We start from the raw sequence: 13262 nt of genomic DNA, 5'->3' as shown, positions 1-13262 counted from the left end.
CGAATTATAATATTATTTAAAATAATATAATTCGTGTAAATAATTATTTAAATAGTATCAATTATATTATGCTCTTAAAAATCATATTAATTTATTAGAAGCTATCTTTTATTTAGGAGGTAATATGAACTGGGAGGAACTTTATAATTCAAAAAAAGTTACTGCTAGGGAGGCTATAAATAAAATTCAATCTAATTCAAGAATAGTAACAGGCCATGCTGTTGCTGAGCCAAGAGTTTTATTAGATGAACTTGTTCTTAACTATAAGAACTTTAAAAACCTAGAGATACTTCATTTAGTATCTCTAGGTAAAGGAGACTATACAAAAAAAGAAATGGAAGGACATATACGACACAATGCATTATTTGTTAATGCCAATACTAGAAAGGCTGTTCAAGATGGGTTTGCTGACTATACTCCATCATTCTTTTTTGAAATTCCTAAATTATTTAAGAAGGATTACTTGCAAATTGACGTATGTTTACTCCAACTTTCATCACCTGACGAACATGGGTATTGTAGTTATGGCACATCTTGTGACTATACAAAATCTGCCTCTGAATGTGCCAAAATTGTTATCGCAGAAATAAATCCTAATATGCCTAGGGTTTTAGGAGATAATTTTATTCATATATCTAACATTGATTATATTGTTGAAGTTGATTACCCGCTTCCAGAATTAAAACCAAAGCCTATAAATGATGTAGAAAAAGCTATTGGTGAAAACTGTGCTAAGTTAATCGAAGATGGTTCTACATTACAGCTTGGTATAGGAGCAATCCCAGATGCAGTTTTAATGTTTTTACATGATAAGAAGGATTTAGGAATACATTCTGAAATGGTTTCTGATGGTATTGTAGACTTGTTTAATAAGGGTATTATTAATAACAAGAAGAAAAGTATTCACAAAAATAAAATAGTCCTTACCTTTATGATGGGTACAAAAAAACTTTATGACTTTGTAAATGATAACCCTGTAGTCGAAATGTATCCTGTTGATTACGTTAATAACCCTATTATTGTGTCTAAGAATAATAAAATGGTTTCTATCAACTCTTGCATACAAGTAGATTTATTTGGGCAAGTAAATTCAGAATCAATAGGAGGAAAACAATTTAGTGGTGTCGGAGGACAAGTTGATTATGTTAGGGGTACTAGTATGGCTGAAGAGGGAAAATCAATAATAGCTATGCCATCTACTGCATCTAAAGGCTCAATATCTAGAATAGTTCCTAAATTAGATTATGGAGCAGCTGTAACAACATCTAGAAATGATATTCATTATATTGTTACTGAATATGGAATAGCCGATTTAAGAGGCAAAACACTAAAAGAAAGAGCTGAAGCTCTTATAAGCATAGCTCATCCTAAATTTAGAAATGAGTTAGAGAAATACTACAAGAACTATTTTAATATATAAAAGAAAAAGGCTTTATCATATTTATGATAAAGCCTTTTTTTAAAATTATTCTACTATTTCACCAATTAATGAGAATGGTTGTGCTCTAACTATTTTAACATCAACTAATTTTCCTACTAAGCTTTCATCTCCAGCAAAGTTAACTAATTTACCGTTTCTAGTTCTTCCAGTCATCTTAGTTTCATCATTTTTACTTGGACCTTCAACTAAGACTTCTACAACTCTTCCTTCATATTCTTTGTTCTTTAATATAACTTTTTTGTTTATAGCTTCAACTAATCTATTGAATCTTTCATGTTTTATATCATCTGGAATTTGATTTTCCATCTTATCAGCAGGAGTATGATTTCTTCTTGAATATATGAATGTGAATGCTGAATCATATCCAACCTCTTCACAAAGGCTTAAAGTATCTAAGAAATCTTCTTCAGTTTCTCCTGGGAATCCAATGATTATATCAGTTGTTAAAGTAACATCTGGAATTTCAGCTTTAATTTTCTTAACTAAATCTAAATAATACTCTCTGTCGTAGTGTCTGTTCATCTCTTTTAATATTCTTGATGATCCACTTTGGACTGGTAAGTGTACTTGTTCGCAAAGTTTATCACATTCTTTTATAGCTTTAATTACATCGTAGCTTAAATCTTTAGGGTGAGATGTCATAAATCTAACTCTCTCTAATCCTTCTACTTCATTAACTTTTCTTAAAAGTCCTGCAAAATCAATATCCTCTTCTAGACCTTTTCCGTATGAGTTTACATTTTGACCTAGTAAAGTTATTTCTTTATATCCCTTAGCTACTAACTCTTCTATTTCTTTTATGATATCCTCAGACTTTCTACTTCTTTCTCTTCCTCTAACATAAGGTACTATACAATAAGTACAGAAGTTATTGCATCCGTACATTGTTGTAACGAAAGCTTTAACATCACTTTTTCTATCTATAGGTAATCCTTCAACAATACCTTCTTCTTTATTTAATATTTCTTTAACTTGAACTCCTTCTTGAAGTACTCTATGTAAGTATTCTGGGAATTTGTGTGCATTATGAGTTCCAAATATTATGTCAACATAAGGGAAAGTTTTTAAGACTTTGTCTGCCATACCTACTTGTTGCATCATACAACCACAAATTGCTATTACTAAGTTAGGATTTTTTCTCTTTAATTGTTTAAGTTGTCCAAGATTACCGAAAACCTTATTTTCAGCATTTTCTCTTACACAACATGTATTAAAGATTATTATAGAAGCCTCTTCTTTATTTTCAGTTCTCTCATATCCTTGAGATTTTAACATTCCTGATAGTTTTTCTGAATCTTCTTCATTCATTTGGCATCCGTATGTAGAAATACAGAAAAGTTTTTTATCCATGTTATTATCTAATGTCATGTCTTTTCCTCCAATTAAAATTGTTATCTGTTGTATTATAGCATAAAATTTATTCGTATTTAAAGATTGAATTTTCTATATTTTATACCTAAATATAGCTAGCTTATTTATTCACCTTTAATAAAGCTAAAAAAGCAAAATAAAAAAGCCTTATTTCTAAGACTTTTTTTATTTCTTTTTATCTAACTGAATAAGTTACTAATTCGTCTTTTTTAACATTTTCTAAAGAGAATTCCATTGTATCTAGATGATTAAAGATACGTAAATATAATTTTCCTAAATTTTGATCATATGCACACATATAACTTGAGAAGTCTGAATCATCTCTATCTTCCATGAAACGTTCAACTCCTTTTGGAACCCAAACAGAGTTTAAAAGACTAAATAAACGAGCTGGTGCTTCTTCATCACTAACATAACCTGTAAGATTTCTTAAATATGCTGCACGTACAAATCTTGATGGTGAAGTATAATCACCTGGTAATCCAAGCATACCTGTACCATTTGAAATTGGTGTAATAACTGTTTTTTCATTTAAATTCTTTTGTTGCTTATTAAATCCTTGAACTTGGATATAATTTGATAAATTAGTCATATGCCAATCAAACGTTGGATCATTGGCCATTACTCCTACAGTATTGTCAAAAACACGAAAATGTCCATGGTTTGTTGGTTCTAATACAACTGACTCACCCATCTTATCTGTGAAAGTATAATGAGCAGTAATAGGATTTCCTTTTCCTAGCTCACCTAATGAAGGAATATCATCAGAAGTAACTACAACTTTTGATATATTGTTTTTTATATCACTAACACTTTCAAAGTTACTTAAGATCCAAGGAATTATTTCACCACTATTAATGGCTGTAAGTCCTTGTTTTTCTATATTTTCTTTCTTATCCCATGTGCATGCATTTAAAAATAAAAGTCCTCCAGCAAGACCTTTTTCGTTAACCCCATCAAAAAATAGGGTAGATCCTGATAAATTTATACCTAAAAAAGCATATTTTGTTTTCCAAGGTTTACTTTGTGTTTCTAATATAAAATCTTTAGGTACAATAGTTACTTTTGAATCAACATCAAAGGGATTAAATGATGTATCCAAAGTTCTTCCCCAATAAAAATTATTTTTACTACTTGAAATATGTATGTGAGTACACATTTAAATCATCTCCTCAAAAATAATTAAAAATTATATTTTTAGAGTATACCTACATATATTTATTGTCAATTTGCACTAAATTAATATATGTATATTAAAAACCAAAATTTTTGTATTTTTTTAACTATATATGTCATAATAAATAACTTTTTTTATGATATATATAGTATTTTTTTATTTTTATTAATTTAAAAAGTTCTTTATATAAATAATCAAAATTTTAATTTTATTGCTTTAGTAGCTATATAAGTTGAAATATGTTTATCTAATAGCCCTTCCCCTAAAATATCTTCATAAAAACCAGAAATCATAAATCCAGCTTTAATTTGTCCTCCTATTTGACTTTGTAAGGAATGTCCAAATTCTAAGGTGTCTTTATTATTTAGTCTTTCTTCTAATTGTTCTCTAGGTAGTTGTTCTATATCTGAATATGGTATTGTATTTTTTACAACAAGTTTATTATTTTTTTCCCATTCATATAGATCAAAGATATATGCAAGTGGATTTATAAAGCCTGATATCAAAGTTCCACCTACCTTTAAAACCCTATAGCACTCATTCCATACTCTTTCAATATCATCAATAAAACAGTTAGAAATAGGATGAAAAATCAAATCAAGAGCTTCATTGTCAAATCTTGATAAATCTCTCATATCACCATGCTCTAATGTGATTTTTAAGTTATCTCTTTTTGATACCATTTCATCTTTAGATAATTGTTCTTTACTGTTATCAAATACCACTACATCAGCTCCTAATGCTGAAAATATAGGACCTTGCTGTCCACCACCTGATGCAAGACATAGAACTTTTTTATTTCTTACATCTCCAATCCATTCCTTAGGAACTTCTTTATTAGGTGTAAGTAATAATTTATAAATCCCCTTTTTAGCTAATAAAACCTCCTTTGTAGTTAATGGTATTGTCCATTTATTGCCTAATTTGACTTCATTATCCCAAGCAATTTCATTACATTTTCTTATATCCATTCCCCATACTCCTTTATTATTTTCTATTTTTTACCACACTATTAATACTATCTTATTGTTAAATATTTTTCAAATTTACATAAATTTTATGATATAATTAAATTAGGGAGGTGAAATACATGTCATATTTTCAAGGATTATACGATTTTAGTAGCACAAGTATTTTAGTAGCATTTATATTTTACCTAATAAGAATCTATCCAAGTTATGTTATGTCTAAGAGGGCAAACTTAAAACATTCATGGATGATGTTCTTTCCTATACTTGGAGAATTTCAGTTATTACATTTAGCTGGCTTATCTTATTTATATTGGATACTTTATTTAATACCATTTGTTAATATAATACTTTCTATAATTGTATTTTATAAAATACTTAGAAATTTCGACTTTGGATTATTTATGACCATATTAGGAATTATATTCTCTTTTATAGCATTCCTAACATTCTGGTATATAGTTCTAAGCAATAGAGAATTCGTAGGGGATATCCCAAGTGAATATCAAGAATTTTAAAAAGACTCTGATTTAAGTTAATGCTGATTTTCAGCCATTACTTAAAACAAAGCTAGTAAAAAAACTAGAGTAGAAAGGTTATCTTCTCTAGTTTTTTGGTTTTATATACTTTTATTCCAGTACATTATATATTTATTGGTGTCGTGAAATTCAAGTATTTTATTTTAAATCAATCCAATATCTACAGGTGATTCTATCGCCTTTTAAAACCTCATTTTCTAATACTCCATTCTGTGAAAGAATAGTTTTCATTGAAGGAATATTATCTTTAGAACAAGTTAATAATACTCTATCTATGTTTAATTCTTTACACTCACCTAAAGCTAATGCTAGCATCATCTTAGCATATCCTTTTTTACGTTCTGATTTTCTAACACTATATCCAATATGTCCTCCAAATTGTTCTAAATAATCATTTAGGAAGTGACGAATATCTATCATTCCAACGATTCTATTATCTGATTCTCTTACGGCAAGATAAGTTGATGAAGGAACAAAGCCCTCTCTTACAGTATTAATATTAGAGTTATCCTTTAATATATCTATCCATTCTTCAAAAGATTCTATATTTCCTAATCCAGCACATCCATCCATGCTATCACCATTTAACAAGAATTCTTTCTTATATTCTTCTATTTGATTTCTTAAATTTAGCTTGGGTGAAATTAATTTAATTTTATCCATCACTAATTCTCCTTCACATTTTATTAATAATTTATTATATATGTTTCTTTTTAAATTAACAATATCATTTGTAAATTTGGAAGTATATTGATAAAAAATATTTCAATATATTTACAATTTTACACTTGAAATATGAAAATTTATGAAATATAATGAAAATATATGAATTGAGAGGTGTATATATATGAATAATTTTGAAAAGCTTTATACTATTGAAGATATAGCAGAAATGACTAGGCTTACTTCACGTACTATTAGAAACTATCTTAAAGATGGCATACTAGAAGGCAAAAAAATTGGTGGACAGTGGAGATTTTCTATGAAGGATATTGAGAAGTTTTTTGATAATAGCAAAACTAATCAAGATATAAGTATTACTTATAATAACGAAGTAATTGATTTTTTAGAAGGAAAGAACATGGATTCACAGAAAGAAGTACAAATTTGTACTATAATAGATCTTCACTGTAAAAACATATTGGAAGGAAAAAAACTATCTAAAAAGTTAATGACAATAATAAATGAGGATGAAGAGGCCTTTAAAAACGGCGCTAAATTTTCCTATGAATATATGAAGGACTCTTCTAAAGCACGTTTCACTTTATTTGGAGATCCAGAATTCATAATAAGCACATTAAAAACTCTTGAAAAGTAGAAAAATAACCTTTGGAATATCCAAAGGTTATTTTTATTCTAATTCTATTTTATTATATCAAATATATATTTTTTGAAATCTTCAAAAGACATTTTTTCTATTGAAGCTCCCTTATTAACTTTTCCAGTTGCAAAATCATATGCTGCTGATCCATAGTTGAATGCAGGACTACCAACTATAAAGTTATTTCCTGGAGTTCTATATGTAACCTTACATCTTAAAATCTCTTCACAAAACTCTAAAACATCTAAATAATCCTCTAAATGTTTTTCAGCAATCATCTTAACTATAAATAAGAATAATTGATATCCTCCAAGTAATTGTTGCATTTTTCCATCATGCATATTAAAGATCTTATCTGTACTATAAAAATACTTCATATTTTTATAAGTTAAAGTTTTAAAGTGATTATTTATTTCTAAATCAGGTAAATTAATACCTTCTAAATCTTTCTCTATATTGTCCCATTGAATAGATTTTGGCATAGCATTATTATTTACTGTTTGAGTAAATTTTTCTATTGCGTTATCCATATATTTATTAACTGTAATTACTTGATCATTCATATATACAGTAAATTCACCATTTTCATATACTAAGCTAATTTTATTGTCCATAAAAAAGCACCTCATTTTTCTAATTAATAATAATTATTATATAATAATTAAATAAATTTGTCTATGTTAAATTTTACAAAGGTAATTAAATAAGATTTTTCAAACTTGTTAATACTATTAAAAAGGAGGTGACTCATCCATGTATGATTTAAAAGAAATTGAACAAAATTCAATGAATGCAGAGAAAACTGATGTAGAGCTTAGTGACCGTGGATATTACAGTCCTCACTTAACAGATAGTGTATTCAAAACAAAAATATCTTATGTACCTACTGATTCTCTACTATAATTTAAGACTTATTTATAAATAAGTAAATCCTCTTAAATAATAAAAGAGAATTTCTACATAAAATCAAACTTAATGTAGAAATTCTCTTTAAATAACTATTTAGCTCAATAACTCATATATATTTATTTCTGAAGATTCTTCAAAACCCATTTTTTTATATAAACTTACAGCACTTATATTATCTGATTTAACCTTTATATATACCTCATGTAACCCTTTTTGTTTAGCTTGGTTCAATATGTGTATAAGAAGAGCTTCTCCATAACCTTTTCCTCTAAATTCTTCTATTATTCCAAAGTTAGCAACTGTATATTTGCCTTTTAGGAGTAATATCTGACCATATCCAATTATATTATCACCTTTAAGTTCAAAGAAAGCTAAATCTTCTAAAAAAGCTTTTCTACTACATTCATAAACAATATCCTTTGTTTTTAGAGGTATTCTATTTTCCTCATGAAATATTTCATTTTGTAAATTACAGCGTAAGGTTTCATCTTTTCCCTTAATAAAAGGTTTAAAATTAAATTCATTAGTATTTTTTTTATTAAAATTATGAAGATCTAGTTTTAATATTGTATTAGAAGCTTTTTTAATGAACCCATACATACTCAAATCACTTCCCTCATCTTCCACTGTTTCATATATATATTTATTTATTTTAAATTCTGAAAAAATATTACTCTTTTCAGGAATATACCTGTTGCACTTCACCTTAGTGATTTTTTTAATATATGCATCAAGATTTACTGCATAATCAATTTCCCAAAGCATTAAAACATCATTTTTATAAGTTACTTTGACAAAATAATTAGTACATAGTCTTTTAAGCGATAAATTTAAAAGCTTTGCATATTTAAAATAATCCCACAATTTAAATCTAACTATATTCATACTACTACTCCTAAAGCTTTGTCATATATTATAGTATAAAACAATTTCCAGTTTAATACCAGTAGCACAAAATAATTATCATTAAATTGCGGGATTTTTTATAAAATTATAATTCTTTAATTTTTGAAATCACTTCATTTATTATCCAATCTGGAGTTGATGCTCCAGCAGTAATTCCTATAGTCTTAATATTTTCGTCTTTTAATAAGTTTTCATCTAATTCCCTAACATTTTCTATATGATAACTCTTAGGACATTCCTTTTTGCATATTTCATATAGCTTTGTTGTATTAGAACTATTTTTTCCACCTATAACAAAAACTAAATCAGCTTCTTTTGAAAGTTCTTGTACACTTTTCTGTCTAACATCTGTTGCTGAGCAAATAGTGTTGAAAGCAACTATTTCCTTGCTTTCTCTTACTATTTCATTTAAAACCTTATTCCAAGTTTCTTTTTTTTCAGTAGTTTGTGAAACAACACAAACTTTTGCTGGTATATTTATAAGCTCTGTTTTTCCATTTGTTATTATAGCTGAATCATTGCACCATCCATTTATTCCAATAACTTCTGGATGATTTTCATCTCCAACGATTATTATCTTATAACCTTGTTCATAACATTTTTTAACCTTTTGTTGAATATTAGTTACATATGGACAAGTTGCATTTTTAACAATTAATCCTTTAGCTGTTAAATCATTTATTACACTTTCTTTAACCCCGTGAGATCTTATAAGTACAACATCACCTATATTTAAAGAATCTGCATCTGAAAGTTCAATTGCAAATATATCATTATTCTCTAAATATTTAACAACATCATTGTTATGAATAAGTGGTCCTAAAGTATATATTTTCTTTCCAAATTCTTTTTGATATTTTATAGCTTCATCAACTGCTCTTTTTACTCCAAAGCAAAAGCCAGCATTTTTAGCTAAAATTACGTTTCTTTCCATATTATTTCTCCATGTAGCTAGATATCTTTTCAACTACTCCCATTATACCTATGCCAGTAGTATCAATTTCAATAGCATCCTCAGCTTTTCTTAAAGGATCTACTTCTCTATTAGAATCTATGTAGTCTCTTTTTATTATATCTTGTAATATTTCATCATAATTAACTTCTACGCCTTTTCCCATAAGCTCTTTGTATCTTCTATCTGCTCTTTCTTCTGGGCTAGCAGTTAAGAAAAATTTGAAATTAGCATCTTTTAATACAACTGTTCCAATGTCTCTTCCATCCATTATTACGCTATATTTTAAGGCCATTTTTCTCATAAGATTAACTAATCTTTCTCTTACTTCTCTTATTGAAGCATAAGCTGAAACATTTTTACTTATGTTAGGCATAGTTATTAATGAGTTTATATTTTCTCCATTTAATATAAGCTCATCATTTTCAAAATGCATATCCATTCCATCTATCATAACTAATAATTTATTAACTTCTTCAGCTGAAATATTATTTTCTAAGGCTTTTAAAGTAACAGCTCTATACATAGATCCTGTGTTTATATACATTAAATTAAATTTTTCTCCTATTATTTTAGCAATAGTACTTTTTCCAGCTCCTGCTGGTCCATCAATAGCAACTGTAATTAGTTTATTCATAATTCTTAAGTCCTTTCTCATAAAAACATTGTAAAATTTATACTCTCTTTAAGTTTACTATAAAGTTTCTATTAAACTAACTAAAATTTTTATTAACTTTATAGCAACTATAATTTTAAATCTAAATTGATTTTCCTGCTAAATATCCTGTTGATAAGGCTATTTGAACATTATATCCCCCTGTAAAGGCATCTACATCTATAACTTCCCCTGCAAAGTAAAGATTATCTACAATCTTTGATTGCATTGTAGAAGGATCTATTTCTTTAGTTGAAACTCCACCAGCAGTGACAATAGCTTCTGCTATATCCCTTAAGCCTTTAACAGAAAAAGTTAAGTTCTTTAATAGATTTAATAAAGTTCTTCTTTCTTCCTTAGTAATAGAGTTAACTTTCTTATTCTCATCTATACCAGATAATTCTATAATAACAGGTATAAGTTTCTTTGGAAGAAGCTCATCTAAAGAATTTTTAAAGTCTTTATTTAAATTCTTCTTAAAATCCTTTTGAATTCTTAAATCTAATTGTTTCTCTTCTAAAGCAGGCTTTAAATCTAGAGAAATTTCAAACTTCTCACCATTTTTTATGAATCTACTACCGCTTAAAACAAGAGGTCCTGATATTCCAAAGTGAGTAAATAGCATCTCTCCCTGCCCACTATAAACTATTTTAGAATTCTTTTTATTCTTTATTTTAAGTTCTATATTTCTAAGAGATAGGCCCTGTAATTCACGAACCCAAGCCTCTTCAATTTCTATAGGTACTAATGATGGTTTAGGCTCTACTATTGTGTGTCCCATCTTTTTAGCCAAGTCAAAGCCTATGCCAGTTGAACCTGTAAGGGGATATGACTTGCCTCCTGTTGTTATTATAAAGTAATCACCTTTAACCTTTATACCGCTTTCTAAAATAACAGCTTCTATTTTATTATTATTAAAAATAACATCTTTAACTTTACTATGTAATCTTAAGTTTACTCCTGCTTCATCTAAACCTCTTGATAATCCACTTATTATATCTGAAGATTTATCTGAATTAGGGAAAACTCTAGATCCTCTCTCTACTTTTAATTTAACTCCAGCATTTTCAAAGAAATTCATTACATCAATATTAGTATAAGTATATAATGCACTATATAAGAAATGTGGATTTCCAGGTATGAAATCAAAAAATTCACTTATATCCTTTGCGTTCGTTACATTACATCTACCTTTACCAGTAATAAATAGCTTTTTTCCTATCCTTTCATTACCTTCTAAAAGAGTAACTTCATGATTTTCTGCTGCAGATATTGCCGCCATCATTCCTGCTGGACCGGCACCTATAACTATTACTTTAGCCAATTTATCAGCTCCTTAATTTAATTGAATCAAACTAATAATAAACTTTATTAAATGCGTTTGTCAACAAATGCATTTACTTGATATTCTATGTAATTTCGAAAAATTAAGCTATATAAAGATATAATTTATAAAACTTATAAATTACATAAGAGAATAGTTTTTATAATATTTTTAGCTTACAAAATTAATTCTCAAAATATGTTTATAGTTTTTATTATATCTTTATACAGCTCTTATTTTTAAGGTTCTATGTTGTTTTTATTATATGAATAGACATTATAATCTTTCCATATCTTTTCTAATTCACTAAATGTTGATGTTATTTTTTCTTTTTCTCTTATTCCCACAGCTATTATTAAAGCATTTATTACACTTAGAGGAGCAACTAATGAATCTACAAATGAAGCCATGTTACTCTGCGCTATAAGTGTATGATCTGATTGAGATGCTAAAGGTGAAATTAAACTGTCTGTAATAGAAACTATTTTAGCATTTCTAGTTTTAGCAAATTCTAAGGCATCTATTGTTTTTAATGCATATCTTGGAAAACCTATTCCTATAACTAAGTCTCCTTCTCCTAAATTAAGCATTTGTTCAAAAGTATCACTTATTCCATTAGAAACTACTCTTACATTATCTAATATTAAATTTAAGTAGAATCCTAAGAATTCTGCAAGTGCAGTAGAACTTCTAAGACCTATTATATATATTCTTTTAGCCTTAAATATTTCATTTACAACTTCATCAAAAGTTTTATGATTTATCTTTTCTAATGTTGCTCTTATATTCTCTATGTCAGCTTTTAAAACACCCTTTAAAGCATTTTCCTCACTTATAAAGTCATTAGATAATTCTAATCTTTGTACTGAAGTTAATTTATTCTTTATTAATTCTTGAAGTGCCTTTTGTAATTTTGGATAACCTGAGAATCCAAGTTCAGTAGCAAATCTAACAACTGTTGATTCACTTACTCCAACGTTGTTTCCTAATTTTGCAGCAGTCATAAATGCAGCCTTATCATAATTCTTTAATATATATTCTGCTATAAGCTTCTGTCCTTTACTAAGCTTTGGAAACTTAACTTGAATTAATCTCATTAAATCTTGACTTTCCATTTTAAAAATCCTCTCTCTATCTTATTAAAATCTTATTTAAATTTCTTTTCAATAACAACCAAAGAAGGTGCGCTTTTAGCTCTATTTGCAAACTCTGTATGTAAAACACCATATTTATTCTTAGGCAATGTACTTGTAAAATCAAGTACGGCTTGTTTTTCTATTTTTCCTTCTTCATGTCCACTATAAAGTGCTATTATCATTAACCCATTAGCACCTAATAAATCTAGTCCTATTTTTATACTTTTTAAAGTACTATGTGCAACCGTAGTAACTTCCTTATTATTACCTGGAAGATATCCTAAATTATAAACTATACAATCAACATTTTCTTCTTTTATATAAAGTTCAAAATTTTCATGTGAATCTAAAATAACTTCAACATTTTCTTTATTTTTTGATTTATATGAATTTACAGCCTCATCTTGTATATCGAAGGCATATACCTTTTCAAATAGTTCACTTAAAAAATCACAATCATGGCCATTTCCTAATGTAGCGTCTATTGCTACATTTTTATCTTCTATGAAAGAAGTTATTATATTATGATATATATTACTTACATCAGATACATACTTAAACAT

At 27.6% G+C, this 13262-nt stretch carries 15 protein-coding genes; 4 read left to right on the top strand and 11 right to left on the bottom strand.

Annotation, left to right across the window (positions count from 1 at the left end; translation table 11 throughout):
- Nucleotides 1-124 precede the first annotated feature (124 nt).
- The gene (locus AC2JAQ_RS07305) at nucleotides 125-1420 is read left to right on the top strand and encodes an acetyl-CoA hydrolase/transferase family protein (RefSeq protein WP_488458620.1); all 1296 of its coding nucleotides are present in this window, start codon (nucleotides 125-127) and stop codon (nucleotides 1418-1420) included.
- A 45-nt stretch (nucleotides 1421-1465) separates the two neighbouring features.
- Here AC2JAQ_RS07305 and miaB read toward each other — a convergent pair whose 3' ends face one another.
- The 3 genes from miaB to AC2JAQ_RS07290 form a co-directional block, all read right to left on the bottom strand.
- Nucleotides 1466-2809: a tRNA (N6-isopentenyl adenosine(37)-C2)-methylthiotransferase MiaB gene (gene miaB / locus AC2JAQ_RS07300; RefSeq protein WP_488458619.1), complete on the bottom strand. Its 1344-nt coding sequence runs from the start codon at nucleotides 2807-2809 to the stop codon at nucleotides 1466-1468.
- 178 nt (nucleotides 2810-2987) lie between these two features.
- Nucleotides 2988-3971 carry a linear amide C-N hydrolase gene (locus tag AC2JAQ_RS07295; RefSeq protein WP_488458618.1) on the bottom strand — a complete coding sequence of 328 codons (984 nt, stop codon included), beginning with the start codon at nucleotides 3969-3971 and terminating at the stop codon, nucleotides 2988-2990.
- Nucleotides 3972-4183: 212 nt separating this feature from the next.
- Nucleotides 4184-4960 (bottom strand): class I SAM-dependent methyltransferase, encoded by a 777-nt coding sequence (locus AC2JAQ_RS07290; RefSeq protein WP_488458617.1) that lies wholly within the window; start codon nucleotides 4958-4960, stop codon nucleotides 4184-4186.
- Between the two features lie 119 nt (nucleotides 4961-5079).
- Between AC2JAQ_RS07290 and AC2JAQ_RS07285 the strand changes: the two genes are divergently transcribed.
- Nucleotides 5080-5475 carry a DUF5684 domain-containing protein gene (locus AC2JAQ_RS07285; RefSeq protein WP_322503357.1) on the top strand — a complete coding sequence of 132 codons (396 nt, stop codon included), beginning with the start codon at nucleotides 5080-5082 and terminating at the stop codon, nucleotides 5473-5475.
- A gap of 159 nt (nucleotides 5476-5634) precedes the next feature.
- Here AC2JAQ_RS07285 and AC2JAQ_RS07280 read toward each other — a convergent pair whose 3' ends face one another.
- Nucleotides 5635-6159, bottom strand: a complete 525-nt coding sequence (locus AC2JAQ_RS07280; protein ID WP_488458616.1) for a GNAT family N-acetyltransferase — start codon at nucleotides 6157-6159, stop codon at nucleotides 5635-5637.
- 184 nt (nucleotides 6160-6343) lie between these two features.
- On the opposite strand from AC2JAQ_RS07280, the gene AC2JAQ_RS07275 reads away from it, so the two are divergent.
- Nucleotides 6344-6814, top strand: coding sequence for a helix-turn-helix domain-containing protein (locus AC2JAQ_RS07275; protein WP_488458615.1), 471 nt, complete (start codon nucleotides 6344-6346; stop codon nucleotides 6812-6814).
- Between the two features lie 44 nt (nucleotides 6815-6858).
- On the opposite strand, the gene AC2JAQ_RS07270 is transcribed toward AC2JAQ_RS07275, so the two are convergent.
- Nucleotides 6859-7431 (bottom strand): hypothetical protein, encoded by a 573-nt coding sequence (locus AC2JAQ_RS07270; protein WP_488458614.1) that lies wholly within the window; start codon nucleotides 7429-7431, stop codon nucleotides 6859-6861.
- A gap of 139 nt (nucleotides 7432-7570) precedes the next feature.
- Here AC2JAQ_RS07270 and AC2JAQ_RS07265 point away from each other — a divergent pair, with 139 nt between their 5' ends.
- Nucleotides 7571-7720, top strand: coding sequence for a hypothetical protein (locus tag AC2JAQ_RS07265; RefSeq protein ID WP_488458613.1), 150 nt, complete (start codon nucleotides 7571-7573; stop codon nucleotides 7718-7720).
- A gap of 99 nt (nucleotides 7721-7819) precedes the next feature.
- On the opposite strand, the gene AC2JAQ_RS07260 is transcribed toward AC2JAQ_RS07265, so the two are convergent.
- From AC2JAQ_RS07260 to mnmM, 6 genes are all read right to left on the bottom strand, one after another.
- Nucleotides 7820-8611 carry a GNAT family N-acetyltransferase gene (locus AC2JAQ_RS07260; protein WP_488458612.1) on the bottom strand — a complete coding sequence of 264 codons (792 nt, stop codon included), beginning with the start codon at nucleotides 8609-8611 and terminating at the stop codon, nucleotides 7820-7822.
- Between the two features lie 106 nt (nucleotides 8612-8717).
- Nucleotides 8718-9566 (bottom strand): 4-hydroxy-3-methylbut-2-enyl diphosphate reductase, encoded by an 849-nt coding sequence (locus tag AC2JAQ_RS07255; RefSeq protein ID WP_488458611.1) that lies wholly within the window; start codon nucleotides 9564-9566, stop codon nucleotides 8718-8720.
- 1 nt (nucleotide 9567) lies between these two features.
- Nucleotides 9568-10221 carry a (d)CMP kinase gene (cmk, locus tag AC2JAQ_RS07250; protein WP_488458610.1) on the bottom strand — a complete coding sequence of 218 codons (654 nt, stop codon included), beginning with the start codon at nucleotides 10219-10221 and terminating at the stop codon, nucleotides 9568-9570.
- Nucleotides 10222-10342: 121 nt separating this feature from the next.
- Nucleotides 10343-11563, bottom strand: coding sequence for a BaiN/RdsA family NAD(P)/FAD-dependent oxidoreductase (locus AC2JAQ_RS07245; RefSeq protein WP_488458609.1), 1221 nt, complete (start codon nucleotides 11561-11563; stop codon nucleotides 10343-10345).
- Between the two features lie 239 nt (nucleotides 11564-11802).
- The gene (locus AC2JAQ_RS07240) at nucleotides 11803-12678 is read right to left on the bottom strand and encodes a MurR/RpiR family transcriptional regulator (RefSeq protein WP_096515963.1); all 876 of its coding nucleotides are present in this window, start codon (nucleotides 12676-12678) and stop codon (nucleotides 11803-11805) included.
- Nucleotides 12679-12710: 32 nt separating this feature from the next.
- The gene (mnmM, locus tag AC2JAQ_RS07235; RefSeq protein ID WP_488458608.1) at nucleotides 12711-13262 is read right to left on the bottom strand and encodes a tRNA 5-(aminomethyl)-2-thiouridylate-methyltransferase MnmM; all 552 of its coding nucleotides are present in this window, start codon (nucleotides 13260-13262) and stop codon (nucleotides 12711-12713) included.

This window comes from Clostridium sp. LIBA-8553 (assembly GCF_057782465.1).
This window is presented reverse-complemented; position numbering and strand designations above follow the sequence as displayed.